The sequence below is a fragment of the Burkholderiales bacterium genome, assembly GCA_015075645.1.
In the GTDB taxonomy this organism is placed as follows: Bacteria; Pseudomonadota; Gammaproteobacteria; order Burkholderiales; family Casimicrobiaceae; genus VBCG01.
In genome coordinates this window covers 372776-392655 of sequence record JABTUF010000006.1, presented here as the reverse complement: position 1 = coordinate 392655, position 19880 = coordinate 372776, and the positions used below count along the sequence as shown (strand labels likewise).

The following is a 19880-nucleotide window of genomic DNA, read 5'->3' as shown; positions in this document are numbered from 1 at the left end:
CGGGAGGAGCGGGCGCCCGGGCTCCGGGGCCGCGCTTCCCTACGCCGGCATTACCCGGATCAGGTTCTTAGGGTCTGTCTCACCCGTCCGCGCACGCGGACAGGACCCCTAGCGCATGCTCGCCACGATACGCCGTTCGCGCGGCGGCGACAACGCCGCCGGCCCCGGAAGCTGCCAGAATGGCGCACGCGCGGAGGCGGTCCGAGGCCGCGCGCTGCCGGAGCGCTCACGCATGGGCGATGGAGCTTGCGGAACCTGCACCGCCGCGCTGCCCTCGGGCGCGCGCTTCTGCCCGCAATGCGGCGCTCGTGTCGCCGTCGCGCCGCCTCCCGCGGCAGGCGAACGCAGGACGGTCGCGATCCTGTTCGCCGACCTCGCGGGATTCACGCGCCTCACCTCCGAATCCGACGCCGAGGCGATCCACCGCCTGCTCGGACGCTACTTCGACCTCGTGGACGGCGCGATCGCGCGCGCGGGCGGCACCGTGGACAAGCACATCGGCGACGCCACGATGGCGGTGTTCGGCGCGCCGGTCGCGCACGGCAACGACATCGAGCGCGCGGTGCGCGCCGCGTTCGAGATCCACGACGCGATGGAATTGCTCTCGCGCGAGACCGGACGGACGCTCGCCGCGCACGTCGGCATCGCGAGCGGCGAGGTCGTCGCCGCGTCGACCGGCAGCGCCGTGCGCGCCGACTACACGGTGACCGGCGACGCGGTCAACCTGGCGTCCCGCCTCGAGGATCTCGCCGAGCCTGGCGAGACGATCGTCTCCGACGAAGTGCGCGAAGCGCTCGGCTCGCGGCTCGACGTCGAGGCGCGCGGCACGCTCGCGGTGCGCGGCTTCGCGCGCGAGATGCGCGTCTGGCGCGCCCGTGCGCTCAACGCCGCGCCGACGGCGCGGCACGCGATGGTGGGGCGGCCCGCCGAACGTGCGCGCGTCGAGGCGGCGATCGCCGCGGCGCGCGCGCCGCGCACCGGTCGCGCGTTCGTCGTGCGCGGGGACCCGGGCGTGGGCAAGTCGCTCTTCGGCGAAGCGATGCTCGCCGCCGCCGCCGAGGCGGGCTGCGCGTGCCATGTCGCCTCGGTGCTCGATTTCGGCGCCGAGCGCGGCCGCGATGCCGCGAGCGTGCTCGCGCGTTCGCTCCTCGGCGTCGCGGTCGCGGCGGACGCCGAGACCTGCCTCGCTGCCTGGACCGCCGCCCGTGCCTCCGGCGCCTTCGCCGACGCGGACGATCCGTTCGTCGCGGACCTGCTGGGCCTGCCGCCGCCGCCGGGCAGCCGGTACGACGCGATGGACCCCGCGACGCGCGCGCGCGGGCGCGTGAACGCGCTGGCGGCGCTCGTCGGGCGCGCGGCCGCCGCGCGCCCGGTCGCGATCCTCGTCGAGGACCTGCACTGGGCCGATCGCCCGGTGATCGACGCGATCGCCGCGATCGCCGCCGTCGCGGCCGAGCGGGCGGTCGTGCTGCTGGCGACGACGCGGCGCGAAGGCGATCCGGTGACCGGCCGCTGGCCGCCCGGACTCGCCGAGACGATCGAACTCGATCCGCTGTCGACCGACGAGGCGCTGGAGGTCGCGCGCCGCTTCCTCGACGCACGACCCGAGGTCGCGCGTCGTTGCGTCGAGCGCGCTCAGGGCAATCCGCTGTTCCTCATCCAGTTGCTGCAGAGCGGCGCCGACGGCGAAGCGGTCCCGGGCACGATCCGCAACGTGGTGCTCGCGCGACTCGACCGCTTGCCGGCGGCGGAGAAAACCGCGCTGCAGGCCGCGTCGGTCGTGGGGCAGCGTTTCGACCCCGCGCTCGTCGCGCATCTCGTCGGTTCCCCGGTCCCGTTCGCCCAGGCGCGCGCGCGCGACCTCGTCCGCGACGCGGAGACGCCCGGCGAACTCGCGTTCACGCACGCGCTGATCCGCGACGGCGCCTACGCGTCGCTCCTGCACAGCGCGCGCCGCGACCTGCACCGGCGCGCGGCCGCGTGGTACGCGGAACGCGACCCCGCGCTCCATGCCGCCCACCTCGACCGCGCGGAGGATCCCGGCGCGGCGGAAGCGTACCTGGCCGCCGCGCGTGCGGCGGCGCTCGCCTGGCAGCACGACCGCGCGCTCGCGCTCGTTCGACGCGGAGCCGAGCTTCCGGCCTCCCCTTCGATGCGCCACGCGCTCGCCGCGTTCGAAGGCGAGGTCGCGCGCGATGTCGGCGACGCGCCGGCATCCGCGGCAGCCTTCGCTCGCGCGCTCGAGCACGCATCGACCGACGACGAGCGCTGCGAGGCGTGGATCGGTGTCGGCGCCGCGCACCGGCTCACCAGCGCGTTCGGGCCCGGCCAGGCGGCGCTCGACGCGGCGGAGGCCCTCGCCGTGCAATCGGCCTCGCCGCGTGCGCTCGCGCGGATCGCCTACCTGCGCGGCTGCCTCGCCTTCGCGCGCGGCGATACGGCAGGCTGCGCGCGCGAGCACCGGCGTGCGCTCGATCAGGCGCGGATCGCCGGCGACGAGGCGTCGCAGGCACAGGCGCACTCGGGCATCGCCGACGTGCTGTACGCCGACGGGAGGATGGCGAGCGCGCACGACGCGTTCGCGCGCTGCGTCGCGTTGTACGACCGGATGGGCGAGCTGCGCGACTCGCTCACCAACCGCTGCATGATCGCGATCACGGCGGGCTACCTGTGTCGCCTCGACCTCGCGCGCGCGGCGATCGACGAGGCGCGGGACGCCGCGCGCGCGATCGGGCATCGCGTCGCCGAGGTGATGGCCGACGAATGCGCCGGCCTCGTGTTCGTCGACGCGGGGCGGTTCGACGAGGCGCGCGAGCCGCTGGCGCGGAGCCTCGCGCTCGCGCGGCGCATCGATTCACGGCGCTTCGCGGCGATCGACCTGATGCTGCTCGCGCGGATCGCGCGCGACGACGGCGACATCGACGCGATGGAGCGCCATCTCGCGGAGTCGCGCGCGTTGTGCGAGACGATCGGCATGAAGTTCGCCGGGGGCCTTCTCTTCGGCACGGAGGCGATCGTGGCCCGCGACGCCGCTGCGCGAGACGCGGCAATCGCCCGGGGCGAGGCGCTCTTGCGCGAGGCGCCGATGGCGCACAACCACTTCTGGTTCCGGCGCGATGCGATCCGCGCGTCGCTCGACGCGGCCGACTGGGACGGCGCGATGCATCACGCGGGCGAACTCGAGGCGAAGGTGGAGGCCGAGACGCTTCCCTGGTCGACGTTCCACGTCGCCTTCGGGCGGGTCCTCGTGCGGGCGGGCCGCGGGGTCGCCACGAGATCGGAACTGGAGGACCTGCGCGACCGCGCGCGTGCGTGGCAGCGGGCGGCAGAGTTGCCGGCGATCGAGCGCGCGCTCGGGGCGCTCCCGTCCTGACCGATCAGGCGTCGGGCTTGTCCGGCGTGACCGGCAGGGCGGCGTTGCGCATCGGCTCTCCGGAGTCGTGGACCGTGCTGGTGCCGCGCGGATCAGGCGCGCCACAGCGCGTGGAAATGGTGGACCGGACCGTGGCCCGTGCCGACCGCGAGGCGGTCGGCGGCGGCGATGGCCGAGGCGAGGTAGTCTTTGGCGGCGCGAACCGCCGTCGGGACATCGGCCGACTGCGGCAACAGCGCGGCGATCGCGGCGGACAGCGTGCAGCCGGTGCCGTGCGTGTTCTTCGTGTCGATGCGCCGGCCGGCCAACTCGATCATCCGGTCGCCGTCGGTCAGGACGTCGATCGCCTCGCTCCCCGGCAGGTGGCCGCCCTTGAGCACCACCCAGCGCGTGCCCGCATGCGTCATGCGCTCGCGCAGCCGCTCGGCGGCGCGGCGCATCTCGGCGAGCGATTCGGGCGGGCGTTGCGCGAGGAGCGCGCCGGCCTCGGGCAGGTTCGGCGTGAGCACGGTCGCGTGCGGAACGAGCGCCTCGACGAGCGCGCCGATCGCGTCCCTCGCGAGCAGCGCGTCGCCGCTCTTCGCGACCATCACCGGATCGAGCACCACGTGCGGCGGCTGCCAATGCGCGAGTGCGTCGGCGACCGCGCGGATCACCGGCGCCGCGCCGACCATGCCGATCTTCACCGCGTCGATGCGGACGTCGGCGAAGAGCGTGTCGATCTGCGCGCGCACGAAGTCGGGCGGGATCGGGAACACGCCGGTCACCTCGCGCGTGTTCTGCGCGGTGAGCGCGGCGACGACGGCGCAGGCGTATGCCCGAAGCGCGCTGATCGCCTTGACGTCGGCGAGCACGCCCGCGCCGCCCGACGGATCGACACCCGCGATCGAGAGCACGTTCGGGATCTTCGCTTCGTGGGTCATCGCTCGTGGACGGTCATGCCGGATCGGGGGCGAGCGCGCTCGCCTCTCGCGGGCCGGGTGTAGAATCCGCCTCCGCGCGGGTGTAGCTCAATGGTAGAGCAGAGGCTTCCCAAGCCTACGACGAGGGTTCGATTCCCTTCACCCGCTCCACGGCGGCAGGTGGGCGGCCGCCCCGGGCGCGCGGAGGGCTCGCCGCGCGCAAGTATGCTCCTCGCAGCCGTCCACCCACCCGCAGCGGGCGCCCGGATCCGTCGTGCGCGGCTCGGGCAGCGCCCGTTGCTTCGGCCGTCGCCTCTGCGTCGAATCGCCCGGCCGTGCACCCCGATAGCGGGGCGTGCGTGCACGGTATGAAGCACGAGCACGTTCCGGTTCGCGCGGTGCTGCTGATCTGCGCGGCGACGGCCTGCTTCGCGACGCTCGACGCGGTGATCAAGGCCCTGTCGGCGCGCTACCCGGTACCGCTGCTCGTCTGGGCGCGCTGGGCGATCCAGGCGCTCGCCATCGTCGCCTGGCTCGCGCCGAAGTCGGGGGCCCGGTTCCTGCGCACGCGGCTTGTGCGACGCCACCTCGTGCGCGGGGGCGTGCTCATCGTCTCGTCGGTCATGTTCGTCTACGCGCTCGCCGACCTGCCGCTCGCGAACGTCACGGCGCTGAGCTACGCCGCGCCGATGATGGTCGTCGTGCTCTCGGTCGTGCTGCTGGACGAACGCGTGACGCCCGCGCGGATCGCCTTCGTCGTCGCGGGAGCGATCGGGATGATCCTCGTCGTGCGGCCCGGGAGCGAGATGTTTCGCGGCGCGTCGCTCCTCGCGCTCGCCTCGGCCGGCTGCTTCGCGCTGTTCCAGGTCCTGACGCGCAAGATGGCGGAGGAGGATCCGGGCGCGCTGCTCTTCTATCCGGCTGCCGTCGGCGCGCTGGCACTCGCGATTCCGCTGGCGTTCACGCTCGAATCGATCGCCATGCCGTGGGCCGACGTGATGACGCTGGTGTCGGGCGGCATGGCCGGCACGTTCGGCCACTTCATGCTCGTGCTCGCGTTCCGGCGGGCGCCCGCGTCCGCGCTCACGCCGTTCACCTACATGCACCTGGTCTGGGCGACGATGCTGGGCTGGGCGGTGTTCGGGACGTTCCCGGACGGGTACGCGCTCGCGGGCATCGCCATCATCGCCGGCAGCGGGCTCCTGATCACGCTGCACGAGCGGCGCCGGGCTTCCGCTGCGCGCCCGTCGCGGGAGCGGCGGAACGACCGATGACGTAGAATCGGACGCTCGCGCCGGAACCCCTCCCCGCGCGGATCCTCGCATCGCCAATCTCGACGGACGGATCCCTTGAGCACGAAACAGCGCATCGGCATCGTCGGCGCCGGCCTGATGGGCCACGGCATCGCGAAGAACCTGGTGGAGAAGGGCTTCCCGCTCGTCGTGCGCGCGCATCGCAACCGCGCGCCGATCGAGGACCTCGTGCGCCGCGGCGCGAAGGAGGTCGCGACCAACGCCGACCTCGCGCACCACGCCGACATCGTGATCCTGTGCGTCACCGGCGCACCGCAGGTCGAGGAGGTGATCTTCGGCCCGGCCGGCGTCGCGGGCGCGGCGCGGCCGGGGCTGATCGTCGTCGACACCTCGACCTCGGAGCCCGCCACCTCGGCGAAGATGCGCGAGGCGCTCGCACGACAGGACGTGCGCTTCGTCGACGCGCCGCTCGCGCGCACGCCGGTCGAGGCGGAGCAGGGTCGGCTCAACACGATGGTCGGCGCCGACGACGCCACCTTCGCGGAACTGAAGCCGGTGCTCGCCGCCTACTGCGAGAACATCGTCCACGCCGGTCCGCCGGGGCACGGGATCGTGCTGAAGCTCATCAACAACTTCATCGCGCAGGCGATCTGCACCGCCACCGCGGAAGGCGTCGCGGCGGCGGCGAAGGCCGGACTGTCGATCCGCAAGCTGCACGAGGTGATCTCGGCGGGCGCGGTCAACTCGGGCCTGTTCCAGATGCTCGTGGGACGGATGCTCGACGGCGGCGACCTCACGGGGCTCAAGTTCACGCTCTCGAACGCCGCGAAGGATCTCCGCTACTACACCCACTTCACCGAATCGATGATGCTGCCCTCGGTCGTCGGCGAGGCCGTACACCAGTCGCTCGTGACCGCGAACGCGCTGGGGTTCGGCGACCGCTACGTGGCCTCGCTGATCGAGGCGCAGGAGCGGATCGGCAACGTGAAGATCGTGCCGCGATGACCCGGCGCAAGAGGGGTCCGGGGCGCGCACGGGTCACGGGGTCGAGGCGATGAGTCCGGACGACTATCTCGAGTTCGCCTACCGCACGGTGGTCGATGCGGGGGCGGCGACGCTGCCGCACTTCCGCGTGCCGATCGCGGTCGACGACAAGGGCGACACCGGCTACGACCCGGTGACCGCGGCGGATCGCGACGCGGAGGCGGTGATCCGCGCCGCGATCGCGAAAGCGTTCCCGGACCACGGCATCCGCGGCGAGGAGCACGGGTTCGAGCGCGGGCGGTCGCGCCACACCTGGGTGATCGATCCGGTCGACGGCACGCGCAGCTTCATCACCGGCCAGTTGCACTGGGGCATGCTGGTCGCGCTCCACGACGGCGAGCGCGTGGTCTGCGGCGTGTCGCACCAGCCCTACGTCGGCGAGACCTTCCTCGCGTCCGCCGGCGGGAAGGCGCGGTTCCGTCACGCCGGGACCGAGCGCGCGCTCTCGACGCGCCGCTGCGGCGCGCTCGGCGACGCGATCCTCGCGTCCACGTCCCCCGACCTGTTCGACACGCCCGCGCGTGCGGCGGGTTTCGCGCGCGTGCGCTCGCGGGTGCGGCTCACCCGCTTCGGCGGCGACTGCTACGCGTACTGCCTGCTCGCGATGGGCCTGATCGACGTCGTGGTCGAGTCGGGGCTGCACGCCTGGGACATCCAGGCGCTGATCCCGATCATCGAAGGCGCGGGCGGTGTCGTGACCGCCTGGGACGGCGGGGTCTGCGAGGAGGGCGGCGACGTCGTCGCCTGCGGCGATCCTTCGCTCGCGCCGCAGGTCCGCGCGCTCCTGCGAGGCGCGTGAAGTTCCTCGTCCTCGGCGGCACGAGATTCCTCGGCCGGCACCTGGTCGACGCCGCGGTCGAACGGGGACACACGGTCACGACGTTCACGCGCGGCCAGTCGCCGACGCACGAACACCCCGCGGTCCTGCCGCTCGGCGGCGACCGCGACCCGCGCAAGGGCGCCGGACTCGCGGCGCTCGCGTCCGGGACCTGGGATGCCGCGTTCGACCTCTCCGGCTACGTGCCGCGCATCGTCGATGCGTCCTGCGAACTCCTCGCCGCCCGCGTGCGCCGCTACCTCTTCGTGTCGACGCAATCGGTGTACGCGGACACGGCGACGCCGGGCATCGGCGAGGACGCCGCGCGCGAGACGCTCGCCGATCCGGAGAGCGAGGATGTCGCCGCGCACTACGGTGCGCTCAAGGCCGCCTGCGAGGACCGCGTCCTCGCGCGCTGCGGCGCGAACGCGACGATCGTGCGTCCGGGGCTCATCGTGGGGCCGCACGACCCGACCGACCGCTTCGCCTACTGGGTCGCTCGGTTCACCCAACCCGAGGTCCTGGGCGAGCGCGACGACGAAGCCGCGGTGCCCGCGCCGCCGGAGCGGCCGATCCAGTTCATCGACGCGCGCGATCTCGCGACGTGGATGGTGGTGCTGGCCGAAGGCGATGTCGGCGGCACCTTCAACGCGACGAGCCCCGCGGGCCGGTTCACGATGCAGGATCTGGTCGAGGCCGCGACGCTGCTGCGCCGCGTCGATGCTCCCGCGCCGGTGTGGATCGACGAGGAGGTCCTGCGCCGGGCGGGCATCGAACCGTGGACCGAACTGCCGCTGTGGCTGCCCTCCGACGATCCGCGGTACGCCGGCTTCTACGCGATCGAAACCTCGCGTGCGGTCGAGGCCGGGCTCACGGTCCGCCCGATGACCGCGACCGTCTCGGACACGGCCGCGTGGCTCGGCGGCCGGTGGCGGCCGGACGCCTGGCAGAAGGTGTTGACCGTCGAACGGGAACGGCGGCTCGTCGCGCTGCAGGCCGTCCGCGGTTGAACGCCGGCCGATGCCGGCTTCCCGTGTGGTGGCCGGACGGTACTCACGCCGCGCGCTCGGCCTCGCGCTTCAGCGCCTCGTTCATCGCGACGAAACCGCGCCGCGTCGTGTCCTCGAGCGCGGGCCGGAAGCGCGGCACGAGCAGCCCCGAGAACTGCTCGCCGTGCTCGAAGGTCGTGCGCGCGCGGCCGCGCGCGACCAGGCGGAACCAGTGTTCCCCGTCGAAGAGTCCGGGGATCAGCAGCTTCCCCTTCCAGCGCAGCTCGCGTTCCGGTTCGAGCGCGACGACGACCGGCCGGAAGCGCATCGGCCGGCCTCCGGGCGGAGCGAGCGACACGACGAGGCTCGCGCCGATCGCCGGCTCGCCGGCGATTGCGCGCACGAACGGGTTCCAGCGCGCGTAGCCCGCGAAATCGCAGAGGATCCGCCAGATGCGGTCGGCGGATGCGCCGATGTCGATCGTCGTGTCGATGCGGTGGGTGCGCGACGCGGCGATCATCGGTCGGGCGATACGCGCGTCTTCATCGCGCGCCGGACAGGAGGCCGCGCCATTCATGCATCTGCGGCAGGCCCCCCATCGCGACGACCGCGACGTAGACGAGCGCGAGCACGGCCGCCGCGATGCCGATCGCGCGCAGCCATGCGGCCGTCGCCGGGCCGGCCGCGGACCCCCGACCGGCGAAGACCCACGCGGGCGCGGGCGACAGCAGGAAGACCGCGAGCGCCAGAGGCCAGAAACCCCGGAGCGTCGCGAGCACGGCGACGCACACGGCGGTCCATGCCCAGATCCGGGTGACGGGACGCATGGCGGGCTCCCTACGCGCGATGGAACGAGCGGCGCGAGCATGATACCCCCCTTCGAATGCCGGGCGGCGCGAACGCCTGCGACCCGCTCCGGCCTTCGTTGACGCGGAGATCGTGCTCCTCGACCATCCGGCGTGGACGATCCCGACGCGTAACCGTTCCACGCGGGACGCCGCGCGCCTCGCCGGAGACATGCCGGCGGACCTCGTGCCCCGTCTGATCTGGTCCACCCGAAGCCGAAAGGACACCCGATGAGCCTCCACGACACCGGCGTCGACGAGATCGCCGACGGCATCTATCGCATCAGCATCGCGATCCCTCCGAGCACCGGATCGGGCGGATTCACGTTCAACCAGTACCTCGTCCGCGACGAGGCGCCGCTCCTCTTCCACACCGGTCCGCGGAAGCTGTTCGACGCCGTGCGCGCCGGGATCGAGCGGGTGCTGCCAGTCGAGCGCCTGCGCTACGTCTCGTTCTCGCATGTCGAGGCGGACGAGTGCGGCGCGCTCAATCCGTTCCTCGCCGTCGCGCCGCACGCGGTCCCGCTGTGCGGGCGCATCGCCGCACTGGTGTCGATCGGCGACCTCGCCGACCGTCCGCCGCGCCCGCTCGCCGACGGCGAAGCGCTCTCGCTCGGCGCGCGCGAGGTGCGCTGGCACGACGCCCCCCACGTCCCGCACGGCTGGGAATGCGGATTCCTCTCCGAGACGACGACGCACACGCTCTTCTGCGGCGACCTGTTCACGCAGTTCGGCGATCGCCACGACGCGATCACCGAAGGCGACATCCTCGAGGCGTCCGAAGCCGGCCGCAGCAGGATGGACTACTACGCGCATTCGCCGAACACCGGCCGGGTGCTCGCCGCGCTCGCGGACACCGCGCCCACCACGCTCGCGTGCATGCACGGCTCGGCGTGGCGCGGCGACGGCGCCTCGATGCTGCGCGCGCTGTCCGCCCGGCTGGGCGCGTAGTCAGAGTTCCCGCGAGAGCCTCCGATCGACCGAGAACGCACCGCCGCCGTGCGCGACGAAGAAGAACGTCATCGCCGCCCAGAGGATCGACTTCTCGGAACCGGAGAGTCCCTGGCCCTGGACGATCCAGTGGAAGTAGACGGTAACGAGCAGCACCACGGTCGCGCCGGCCGCGGCGAAACGCGTGAGGAGCCCGAGCGCGAGCAGCGCTCCGCCGATGAACTCGGTGCCGGCCAGGAGCGGTGACCAGAACACGCCGGGGACGAAGCCCAGGCTCTCGGCCATGCCCGCGGCCTTGAACGGCTGCTGGATCTTCGGCCAGCCGTGCACCATCAGGATCAGTCCCGCGCAGAGGCGCATCAGCGGCACCGACACGCAGGTGAGCCTGTCGTAGAGGCCTCCGAGCGAGGGGAAGAGGAGGCGGCTGCGGTCGATCGCGGTCATCGGGTTCGGGCTCCATGGCGCGGCCCGCCTGACGGGCGGGCATCGCGCGACAGACCGCATGATGCCCGCGTTCGTTCCCCCGGGACGTCGCTCGACCATCGCAAGGGGTCAGAGCCGCAATTCGGGCAACGCGAAGCGTCGTCCGAATTGCGGCTCTGACCCCTTCCTTCGCCTCCGCGCTACTCGGGAATCGTTGTTCCGCTGCCGCCCATCTCGGCGGGCACGTCGTGGAACTTCGGCAGCCCGTCGTGCATCGGCAACCGCGTCTCGTGGTAGTTGACGTGGACGCCCGCATGGAACGGGAAGTCGGGAATCACCGCCGCGTACACGTCGGTGAGATTCCAGTGCGGGTGGTGCGTGAACAGATGGCCGCCGCAGACGCGGCACCACTTGCGCTCGCTTCGCGGCGTCTTGCGGTAGGTGCCGATGTGGTCGGCGCCCTGCGTGACCCGCAGCGCGTCGGGCTTCCACAGCGTGAACGCGTTGACCGGACCGGCCGACCAGCGGCGGCAGGAGTCGCAGTGGCAGTAGCCCATCGCTTCGGGCGCGCCCGCGACCTCGAAGCGAACGCTGCCGCAGAAGCACGCGCCGGCATGGGTCGCGGCCCGTTCACGGTCGGCATCGGCGGGTGTCGCATGGGGCTTGTCGTCGAGTGGCATGGCGTTCGTCCTCGAAGTGACCGGGCGATCGGCCCGGCCGCGAGTCGTCGGGCGGCGGCGCCGCGCGGGACGACGACCCGCGGGTTGCTACTATGGAAACCGGCGGCAGTTCCGCGTTGATCGCGGCGCCGCGTTCCTTGATCGAATGACCGTGGATGCCCTCTCGGAAGTCCTTCGGGCGGTCCGGCTGGACGGCGCCGTCTACCTCGCCGCGGAGTTCGGCGCGCCGTGGTGCATGCGCGCAAGCTACGGATTGCCGGGCGTGCACCGGGCGCTCCGGCCAGGCGAGCACGTCGTCTATTTCCACCACGTGACCGAGGGCGCCTGCCGCGTGCGCCTGGCGGAAGGCGGGGCGCCGGTCGAACTCTCGGCGGGCGACGTCATCCTGTTTCCGCGCGACGACCATCACCTGGTGGGAAGCGACGTGCACCTCGCGCCCGCGGACACCGACGCGCTCGTCTCCGCGGCCGACCTGTCCGACCCGCACCTGATCCGCATGCGCGCCGGCGGCGACGGCGAGAAGACGCGCTTCGTCTGCAGCTATCTCATCGGCCAGCGTGCGCTGCTGCGCCCGCTGATCGAGACGCTGCCCCCGATGCTGCGCGTGGGCGTCGGCGAGGGTCCGGCCTCCGGACTCGTGCGCGAACTGATGCGCACCGGCGTTCGCGAGTCGGCGTCCGAGGCGACGGGCTCGGGTTCGGCGCGTGTCAAGGTCGCCGAACTGCTGTTCGTCGAGGCGATGCGGCGCTACGTCGCGACGCTGCCGCCGGTCGGAGCCGGCTGGTTCGCCGGATTGCGCGACGCCCATGTCGGCCGCGCGCTCTCCGCCCTCCACGGCCGGCCGGAACACGACTGGACGGTCGACGCGCTCGCGCGGGAAGCGGCGCTGTCGCGCTCGTCGTTCGGCGAGCGATTCGCCGAACTCGTCGGCGAGCCGCCGATGGTCTACCTGACGCGCTGGCGGCTCGCGCTCGCCGCACAGGCGCTGCGTGCGCACGACGAGGCGATCGCGCGCATCGCGGAGCGCGCGGGCTACGACTCCAACGCCGCGTTCGGCCGCGCGTTCAAGCGCGAGTTCGGCGTCCCGCCGGCGGCGTGGCGCAGGCTGGGCCGAGCCTGACGGCGGGCGGAGACCGGCGTACGCTCCCCGTCCGCCGGGCGCGGGCGGCTACGCCGGCGCCTTCAGCGTCACGAGGTCGAGCGCGACGACGTGTTCGCCTCCGGACACGATCGCGTGCCCGTCCTGGATCGTCACCTGCAGTGCCATCGTGCGCGCTGCGAGCGCGGACAGCGCCGCGCTCGCTTCCTCGGGAACCTCGCGCACGGTGAGCGTCGGCTGGCGCTCGAGCGTGGCCGCGGCCTTCGTCCACCACAGCGCGGCGGCGCGGCCGCCGTAGGCGTAGACGAACACCGAACGCGCGCGCCCGCAGGCCTTGCGCACCTCGCGCTCGTCGGGCAGCCCCACGTCGATCCACTCGACGATCTCGCCGGAGAGATCGCGCAACGCGAGATCGGGCTCGTCCTCCGCGCTCAAGCCGCGGCCGAACGCGAGGCGCTCGTCGGCGTGCAGCGCGAACGCGAGGAGCCGCACCATCAGGCGCTCGTCGGTCTCGGACGGGTGGCGCGCGAGCGTCAGCGCGTGGTCGGCGTAGACGCCGCGGTCGATGTCCGCGACCGAGAGGTCCGCCTTGAAGACGGTCGCCTTGAGCGCCATGGCCGGAGTGTATCCGGGGCCCGCGCGGGGACCGTCACACCGGCAGCGCGCTCGTGTCCTTGACCGTCTCCAGCACGAACGACGACTGCACGTTCACGACGACCGGCAGCGCGATCACCTTCTCCATCAGGAACTTCGCGTAGGCGTCGAGATCGGTCGCGACGACCTTCATCGAATAGTCCCACTGGCCGGACAGCGCGAAGCAGGCGAGCACCTCGGGCCAGCGCCCCACCGCCTTGCGGAACGTGCTCCGCGCGTGCTCGGCCTGTTTGTCGAGCTGCACCTCGAGGTGCGCGGTGAGCCCGAGGCCCAGCTTGCGCGGATCGAGGATCGCGGCGTAGCGCGCGATCACGCCGGCTTCCTCGAGGCGGCGCATCCGGCGCAGGCACGGCGCGGCGGAGAGCGCGACCTTCGGCGCGAGGTCGGCCACCGACATGCGGCCCTGCTCCTGCAGGATCGCGAGGATGCGCCGGTCGATGCGGTCGAGTTCGGGGGCGGGGGTCGTGGTCATCGGTTGCGGGGGGGGCGGGGCAGGAGTGGGCATGAATCATGCGCCAACAGGCACATGGACGCAAGAATCATGCGCCGCGGTCGGGCGTATCCTCGTAGGCTTCCGGCCGGCCGAAAGGCGCGCCGCGACACTTCCGGGAGGACCGATGGGAACGCGCACCGACCTGTGGGACAACCCGCTCGGGACCGACGGTTTCGAGTTCATCGAGTACGCGGCGCCCGATCCGGCGGCGCTCGGTGCGCTGTTCGAGCGGATGGGTTTCGTCGCGGTCGCGAAGCACCGCAGCAAGAACGTGCTGCTCTACCGGCAGGGCGGCGTGAACTTCATCGTCAACGCCGAGCCCGCATCGTTCGCGCAGTCGTTCGCGCGCGTGCACGGGCCGTCGATCTGCGCGATCGCCTTCCGCGTCGCGGACGCGGCGCGCGCGTACAAGGCCTGCGTGGCGAACGGCGCGTGGGGCGTCGAATCGCATCCGGCGCCGATGGAACTCGCGATCCCAGCGATCAAGGGCATCGGCGACTCGCTCGTCTACCTCGTCGACCGCTACGAGCGCGACGGACGCGGCGTGTCGATCTACGACATCGACTTCGTGCCGCTGCCGGGTGTCGACCAGCATCCGGCGGGCGCGGGGCTCGCCTCGATCGACCACCTGACGCACAACGTGTACCGCGGGCGGATGGACGAGTGGGCCGGCTTCTACGAGCGACTGTTCAACTTCCGCGAGGTCCGCTACTTCGACATCGAGGGCAAGCTCACCGGGTTGAAGTCGAAGGCGATGACGAGCCCCTGCGGCAAGATCCGCATCCCGATCAACGAGTCGTCCGACGACAAGAGCCAGATCCAGGAGTACCTCGTCGACTACCGCGGCGAGGGCATCCAGCACGTGGCGCTGTCGACCGCCGACATCCACGCGACGGTGGAGGCGCTGACCGCGCGCGGCGTCGCGTTCCAGGACACGCTCGACACCTACTACGAGCAGCTCGCGACCCGCCTCCCCGGACACCGCGAGGACACCGAGCGCCTGCGACGGAACCGCATCCTGCTCGACGGCGCCCCCGCGCGCGACGAGATGCTGCTGCAGATCTTCACGAAGAACGCGATCGGGCCGATCTTCTTCGAGATCATCCAGCGCAAGGGCAACGAGGGCTTCGGCGAGGGCAATTTCCGCGCGCTGTTCGAGTCGATCGAACTCGACCAGATCCGGCGCGGGGTGCTGAAGACCTGACCGTCGCGGGCGGGAACGTCGCCCGGGCCGGGAATTTCCGCGGCGCAGCGTGCTCCAACCTGGGGCAGGCGGCCCCCGAGCCCCTTGCGGGATCAGAATCGGGCCCCAAGTTCGACCGGGAGGGCCGAATGGGGGTGTGTTTTTCGCCCCTTTCTGTTACACTTCAAGGCTTTGCTGCGGGCCGAGGAAGGTTAGTGCTTACTCCGCTCAGTTTCACGCTGCTGCGCCAGCTTTCGGATGGCGATTTCCACTCGGGCGAGGACCTCGCCGCGAAGGTGGGGCTGACGCGCGCCCGCGTTTCGCAGCTCCTGCGGCAGGCGGAGACCGCGGGCCTGTCGCTCGAACGGGTGCGTGGCCTCGGCTACCGTCTCAAGGCCGCGCCCGATTTCCTCGACGCCAATGCGGTCCGCTCGATGCTCGTGGACTTCGGCGCCAAGGTCGCCAAGCCCGGTACGCCCGCCCCCAAGCCGCAGGCGCCGGTCGAGGAAGACCTCGCGCTCAACGGCAACGACCGTCCGGTCATCGATCCGACGCCGCCCGCGCTGCAGATCGAGGTCTCCGACCAGATGGACTCGACCTCGAGCGAGTTGCTCCGCCGCGCGCCGCGTCGCGACATCCACGGCGCGGTGCTCGCCGCCGAGTGGCAGACCTCGGGACGCGGCCGTCAGGGCCGCGCGTGGACCGCGGTCGCCGGCGGCTCGATCACGTTCTCGATCGGCTGGCGCTTCGAGCAGGGCGCAGGCTTCCTCGCGGGGCTGTCGCTCGCGATGGGCGTGGCCGTCGCGCGCGCGCTCGAGAAGGAAGGCTTCGACGGCGTCGAACTCAAGTGGCCGAACGATCTCGTGTTCCGCCACCACAAGCTGGGCGGCATCCTGATCGAACTGAACGGCGACGCGCTCGGCCCGTCGACGGTCGTCGTCGGCGTCGGCGTCAACGTGCGGATGCCGCGCGAAGTGCGCCGTGAGATTCCGCAGCCGGTGACCGACCTGCAGACCGTCGCCGGCCGCGGCGCGAAGGCGGTCGACCGCAATCGCGTGCTCGCCCGCCTGATCTCCGAGGTCGCGTCGATGCTCGCGGCCTACGCCGAGCACGGTTTCGCGCCGATCGCCGCCGAATGGCAGCAGCGTCACGCCTACCAGGGCAAGCCGGTGAAGCTCGTGCTTCCCGACGGCGGCGCGGTGAAGGGCAGCGTCGCCGGCGTCGATGCGAGCGGGGCGCTGGTGCTCGCCGACGGCCCGCGCCGCCTGCGCTTCCTCTCCGGCGAACTCTCGCTCCGGCGCGCGTAACGGGGCCGGCGCCGTGATTCGGGCGGACGCTTCGCGTCACCCCCGAACATGATCCTCGTCGTCCACATCGGCGGCTCGCGCATGAAGTGGGGCCTCGCCGGCCCGCGCGGCTGGGTGGCGCAGGGCGTCGTCGCGAACAACGAGATCGGCACGCTGGTCCTGCGCGAGTGGCAGAACCTCGCGCGGCCTTCGCGTGCGCTCGGGGTCAACGCCGCCGGCGAAGCGCAGCGCGTGCGCGTGGAAGCGCAGCTCGCGCGCTGGCGCGTCCCGATGCGCTGGATCGTGCCCGCGGCCGAGGCGGGCGGCGTCGTCAATCGCTACGAGGAACCGGCGACGCTCTCGCCGGCGCGCTGGACCTCGCTCGTCGCGGCCCGCCGCCGCGCGCTCGACGATCCGGACGCGTCGGCCGCGCGCGTCGTCGTCGGCGCAGGCACGCTCATCACCGTCGACGCGCTCGACGAGGACGGCGTGTTTCGCGGCGGACTCGCGCTGCCCGGATTGAACGCGATGCAGAAGGCGCTGGGCGAGGCGTCGGCGGCGTGGCGCAGGGTGCGGGGGCAGTGGAGCGACTTTCCGACCAGCAACGCCGACGCCGCGGCGACCGGCGTGCTCGCCGCCGCGACCGGCGCGATCGAGCAGGTGCGCGAACGCCTGCGTCGCGGTGACGCGTCGGTGCCTTGCCTCGTCACCGGCGGTGCCGCGGGCGAACTCGCCCGCCATCTCGCTGCGCCGGTGGAGGTCGTGGATAATCTCGTGCTCGAAGGCGCGCTGGCGCTCGCGGATGCGTGAGCCGGCCGCGGCGATCCATGCGAACCGTCCTCGTCCTGCTCCTCCTCGCGAACCTGACGCTGTTCGCGTACACACGCCTCGACGGCGGATCGAGCGGCGAGGCCGTCCGGCTCTCCGAGCAGGTGCAGCCCGACAAGATCAAGCTCCTTTCGCCGCAGGAGGTCGCGGCGCTCGGACCGGCGAAGGTCGCCTCGCTCGCCGACGTGTGCGTCGAATGGGGCCCGTTCAGCGACGCGGAACGCGCGAAGGTGCTCGCCGATCTCGAGCCGCTCGGGATCGGCAAGCTCACGTCGACGCGGCGCGTCGACGTGGCCGGACTGTGGTCGCCGATGCTCGCGCCGTACTCGAACCGCGCGGCGGCCGACCGGCGCGCGGGCGAGCTTCGTGCGATGAACCTGCGCGACGTGTCGGTCGTCGACGCGCCCGGCGGCCGCTACACGGTGGCGATCGGCGCGTTCCGCACCGAGGATGCGGCGAACGCCCACGCGAGCGAACTCGCGCGCCTGGGCGTCGCGCTCCCGGCCGCCACGCGGCGCACGCAGCCGGTGACTCAGTCGCTGCTCGTCGTCCGCGACCCGCCGGCGAATGCAGTCGCGAAGATGCGCGAACTCTCGACGGGATATCCCGGCACCGAGTTCAAGGTCGGAACCTGCGAGCGGGCCTGAGCGGCCGACCCCCGTTCGCCTGACGCCGCGGCGGGTGGACACCTCCGCCGTGAAAGCGTAGCCTGTCCGGCCCTTCGAACCGGACTGGAGCGCGATGAACCGCGATGCTCCCCGTCTCACCCGCGACGCGCTCGTTGCCGAGGCGCGCCGCGTGCTCGGCAAGTTCGCGTTGGTGAAGCCGTCGATCTCCGCCGGCGGCGTGGCCGCGGCGCTCGAAACCGCGTCCGGGCGCATCTACACCGGCATCAACCTCGATCTCGCCTGCGGCATCGGCACCTGCGCCGAGCACGCCGCGATCGCCGAGATGCTGAAGGCGCGCGAGACCGCGATCCGGCGCATCGTCGCGCTCGACGACGAGGGCGTGCTCGCGCCCTGCGGCCGCTGCCGCGAACTGATCGTGCAGGTCGACCGGCGCAACCTGGAGTGCGAGGTGATCCTGCCCGGCGAGACGACCTCGCGCGTGGCGGATCTGCTGCCGCGGGCCTGGCTCGAGCCGCTGTTCGCGCGCGATTGAAAGCCGCGCCGCCGATCCGCGTCGCGAACGGTGCGGCCGACATCGCGCTGGCGCGCGCGCTGTTCGTCGAGTACGCGCACGCGATCGGCATCGACCTCTGCTTCCAGGGTTTCGACGCCGAACTCGCGTCGCTGCCGGGCAAGTACGCGCCGCCCGAGGGGCGACTCTTCCTCGCCGGACCGCCGGGCGACGCCTGCGGATGCATCGCCCTGCGCCCGCTGCCGCCGTCCGCGTTCCCCGCGGCGTTCGCGCCGCCGGTGGGCGAGGTGAAGCGCCTGTACGTGCAGCCGCGTGCGCGCGGCACCGGCGCCGGGCGTGCGCTGGCGGGTGCGATCGTCGATGCTGCGCGGACGATCGGGTACCGTACCCTCTGCCTCGACACGCTCGACTGGATGACCGAGGCGCGCGCGCTCTACGAGAGTCTCGGGTTCGCGCCGTGCGCGAAGTACTACGACAATCCGCTGGAGAATGCCGTCTACTATGCGTTACGCGCACTACGGAGGTGCTACGCAGAGCCTGGATGTGGCTCATGACCCGAACCAATTGGAGAGATCACGAATGACCATCACCCGAATGACGTCACTTGTTCTCGCCGGAGCCCTGCTAGCCGCGTCGTCCGCCGGCGCTGCGCCCCAGGATCATCCCCTCATGAAGCCGTACGACGGATCCGTGATGTCGCGGCGGGACGACCTGGGCCACAGTACTTACAAGGTCGTGACGTCCCTCGATCCGCAGGGGAAGACCGACGACGAAGTCATCCGTACTATGACGGCCACCGGCAACCTCTCCCGTCTGTTCTACGAGAATCCGGCCGGCCGGTCCCAGTTCGAAATCCTCGCGAATTACAAGGAGGCGCTGCAGGCCGCGGGGTTCTCGGTTCTGTTCGAGTGCGGAGATAAGGACTGTGGGCCGTCGTGGGCGGGGAGCCGCTGGGGGCGGGTGACCGGAATGAAATACACGTCCTCTCCGCTGTGGTATCTGTCGGCGAAACGGGTGTCGGACCACTCGGAAATCTACGTGGCGATCGCCGTGATGAAACCCCGCCACGAGATCGACATCCTGGAAGCGAAGGCGATGGATAGGGGGCTGGTGACCGTGACGGCCGAGGCGCTGAAGCGTGGGCTGGCGGCGGAGGGGAGGGTCGTGCTGGACGGGCTCTTCTTCGACACCGACAAGGCAGTGCTCACCCCAGAGTCGAAGCCGGCTTTGGACGTGATTGGGCAGTTCCTCAAGGCCGATCCGTCGCTGCAGGTCTTCATCGTGGGGCATACCGACATGGACGGAACATTCGAGCACAACATGACGCTGTCGCTAAACCGGGCTAAGGCCGTCGTGGCGGCGCTGACCACGCACTACGGGATTCCCGCGGGCCGCCTGTCCGCGCATGGGGTGGGGTCGCTGAGCCCCGCGAAGACAAACCGTTCCGACGCCGGCAAGTCCGCCAATCGCCGGGTGGAGATGGTGGCGCGCTGACCGCGGTCAGCGAAGGAACGCCGACCGATCTTCATCAGGAGAAACCCGATGATGATCAGCGCGAAACCCAATGCGCCACAGGCGCCTAACAACAGCATGCAGCCGACGGCGCTGCGCGCCGCCGCTGATGCTGAGCGTCAGGCCACGTGTCGAATTGACCACTGGCGCACCATTCGCAACGATGGCACCATGCACTTCGAGATCATCGGTGAACTCAACGCGATGGAGACCATCGCGACCGGCTCCGGCATTCGCGAGCTCGGCCGCCTGCGAAAGCTCCATGGCCGTGGTCGATGGCGCAAGCGCAAGGGCATCGCGCGCGTGCGCCTGGCCGGCGGCGATTCCTTGTTGCGGAGTTGCACTGGTACGAGGCAAACGGCATCGGGAAGCGTGAGTTCAAGATCAACCGTTTTCTCTGATATCTGA

General features: G+C 71.8%; 21 protein-coding genes, 1 tRNA gene, 1 pseudogene and 1 riboswitch. Of the genes and pseudogenes, 16 read left to right on the top strand and 7 right to left on the bottom strand.

Going from position 1 to position 19880, the window contains the following annotated elements:
• Positions 1-19: 19 nt before the first annotated feature.
• A riboswitch (TPP riboswitch) is annotated at positions 20-120 on the bottom strand.
• A 112-nt stretch (positions 121-232) separates the two neighbouring features.
• Complete coding sequence (locus HS109_17405) at positions 233-3373, top strand: AAA family ATPase (protein MBE7524146.1); 3141 nt, start codon at positions 233-235, stop codon at positions 3371-3373.
• Between the two features lie 92 nt (positions 3374-3465).
• Here the strand turns inward: HS109_17405 and thiD are convergent, their stop codons facing one another.
• On the bottom strand, positions 3466-4296 hold the full coding sequence (thiD, locus tag HS109_17400; protein MBE7524145.1) for a bifunctional hydroxymethylpyrimidine kinase/phosphomethylpyrimidine kinase: 831 nt from the start codon (positions 4294-4296) through the stop codon (positions 3466-3468).
• A gap of 76 nt (positions 4297-4372) precedes the next feature.
• Between thiD and HS109_17395 the strand changes: the two genes are divergently transcribed.
• From HS109_17395 to HS109_17375, 5 genes are all read left to right on the top strand, one after another.
• Positions 4373-4446: transfer RNA gene (locus HS109_17395), tRNA-Gly, on the top strand.
• Between the two features lie 197 nt (positions 4447-4643).
• The gene (locus HS109_17390; protein MBE7524144.1) at positions 4644-5549 is read left to right on the top strand and encodes a DMT family transporter; all 906 of its coding nucleotides are present in this window, start codon (positions 4644-4646) and stop codon (positions 5547-5549) included.
• A gap of 117 nt (positions 5550-5666) precedes the next feature.
• Positions 5667-6533 (top strand): NAD(P)-dependent oxidoreductase, encoded by an 867-nt coding sequence (locus HS109_17385; GenBank protein MBE7524143.1) that lies wholly within the window; start codon positions 5667-5669, stop codon positions 6531-6533.
• A 49-nt stretch (positions 6534-6582) separates the two neighbouring features.
• Positions 6583-7371, top strand: a complete 789-nt coding sequence (locus HS109_17380) for an inositol monophosphatase family protein (GenBank protein MBE7524142.1) — start codon at positions 6583-6585, stop codon at positions 7369-7371.
• Positions 7368-8399 carry an NAD-dependent epimerase/dehydratase family protein gene (locus HS109_17375; GenBank protein ID MBE7524141.1) on the top strand — a complete coding sequence of 344 codons (1032 nt, stop codon included), beginning with the start codon at positions 7368-7370 and terminating at the stop codon, positions 8397-8399. The genes HS109_17380 and HS109_17375 overlap by 4 nt, the downstream gene beginning before the upstream one ends.
• Before the next feature lie 43 nt (positions 8400-8442).
• On the opposite strand, the gene HS109_17370 is transcribed toward HS109_17375, so the two are convergent.
• On the bottom strand, positions 8443-8898 hold the full coding sequence (locus HS109_17370; GenBank protein ID MBE7524140.1) for an SRPBCC domain-containing protein: 456 nt from the start codon (positions 8896-8898) through the stop codon (positions 8443-8445).
• Positions 8899-8920: 22 nt separating this feature from the next.
• A complete protein-coding gene (locus HS109_17365; GenBank protein ID MBE7524139.1) occupies positions 8921-9205 on the bottom strand; it encodes a hypothetical protein in 285 nt (94 codons plus the stop codon).
• Positions 9206-9454: 249 nt separating this feature from the next.
• On the opposite strand from HS109_17365, the gene HS109_17360 reads away from it, so the two are divergent.
• Positions 9455-10174 (top strand): MBL fold metallo-hydrolase, encoded by a 720-nt coding sequence (locus tag HS109_17360; GenBank protein ID MBE7524138.1) that lies wholly within the window; start codon positions 9455-9457, stop codon positions 10172-10174.
• On the opposite strand, the gene HS109_17355 is transcribed toward HS109_17360, so the two are convergent.
• Both HS109_17355 and HS109_17350 read right to left on the bottom strand, forming a co-directional pair.
• Positions 10175-10618 carry a DoxX family protein gene (locus tag HS109_17355; GenBank protein MBE7524137.1) on the bottom strand — a complete coding sequence of 148 codons (444 nt, stop codon included), beginning with the start codon at positions 10616-10618 and terminating at the stop codon, positions 10175-10177.
• 179 nt (positions 10619-10797) lie between these two features.
• A complete protein-coding gene (locus HS109_17350; GenBank protein ID MBE7524136.1) occupies positions 10798-11277 on the bottom strand; it encodes a GFA family protein in 480 nt (159 codons plus the stop codon).
• Positions 11278-11428: 151 nt separating this feature from the next.
• Between HS109_17350 and HS109_17345 the strand changes: the two genes are divergently transcribed.
• Complete coding sequence (locus tag HS109_17345; protein ID MBE7524135.1) at positions 11429-12397, top strand: AraC family transcriptional regulator; 969 nt, start codon at positions 11429-11431, stop codon at positions 12395-12397.
• A 48-nt stretch (positions 12398-12445) separates the two neighbouring features.
• Here HS109_17345 and HS109_17340 read toward each other — a convergent pair whose 3' ends face one another.
• Together HS109_17340 and HS109_17335 are read right to left on the bottom strand one after the other, a co-directional pair.
• Entirely contained in the window at positions 12446-12991 is a 546-nt protein-coding gene (locus HS109_17340; protein ID MBE7524134.1) for a YaeQ family protein, read from the bottom strand.
• A gap of 34 nt (positions 12992-13025) precedes the next feature.
• Positions 13026-13502, bottom strand: coding sequence for an Lrp/AsnC family transcriptional regulator (locus HS109_17335; protein MBE7524133.1), 477 nt, complete (start codon positions 13500-13502; stop codon positions 13026-13028).
• Between the two features lie 145 nt (positions 13503-13647).
• Between HS109_17335 and hppD the strand changes: the two genes are divergently transcribed.
• The 8 genes and pseudogenes from hppD to HS109_17295 all read left to right on the top strand — a co-directional run bounded on the left by hppD (position 13648) and on the right by HS109_17295 (position 19873).
• Complete coding sequence (gene hppD, locus HS109_17330; GenBank protein MBE7524132.1) at positions 13648-14727, top strand: 4-hydroxyphenylpyruvate dioxygenase; 1080 nt, start codon at positions 13648-13650, stop codon at positions 14725-14727.
• 194 nt (positions 14728-14921) lie between these two features.
• Complete coding sequence (locus HS109_17325) at positions 14922-16013, top strand: biotin--[acetyl-CoA-carboxylase] ligase (GenBank protein MBE7524131.1); 1092 nt, start codon at positions 14922-14924, stop codon at positions 16011-16013.
• A gap of 48 nt (positions 16014-16061) precedes the next feature.
• On the top strand, positions 16062-16802 hold the full coding sequence (locus tag HS109_17320; GenBank protein ID MBE7524130.1) for a type III pantothenate kinase: 741 nt from the start codon (positions 16062-16064) through the stop codon (positions 16800-16802).
• Between the two features lie 17 nt (positions 16803-16819).
• Entirely contained in the window at positions 16820-17467 is a 648-nt protein-coding gene (locus HS109_17315; GenBank protein MBE7524129.1) for an SPOR domain-containing protein, read from the top strand.
• A gap of 94 nt (positions 17468-17561) precedes the next feature.
• Positions 17562-17981, top strand: coding sequence for a cytidine deaminase (locus tag HS109_17310; GenBank protein ID MBE7524128.1), 420 nt, complete (start codon positions 17562-17564; stop codon positions 17979-17981).
• Positions 17978-18514, top strand: a complete 537-nt coding sequence (locus tag HS109_17305) for a GNAT family N-acetyltransferase (GenBank protein MBE7524127.1) — start codon at positions 17978-17980, stop codon at positions 18512-18514. Before HS109_17310 ends, HS109_17305 begins: the two co-directional genes overlap by 4 nt.
• A gap of 115 nt (positions 18515-18629) precedes the next feature.
• Positions 18630-19454, top strand: coding sequence for an OmpA family protein (locus HS109_17300; GenBank protein ID MBE7524126.1), 825 nt, complete (start codon positions 18630-18632; stop codon positions 19452-19454).
• A gap of 189 nt (positions 19455-19643) precedes the next feature.
• Positions 19644-19873: pseudogene (locus HS109_17295) on the top strand (hypothetical protein).
• Positions 19874-19880 lie beyond the last annotated feature (7 nt).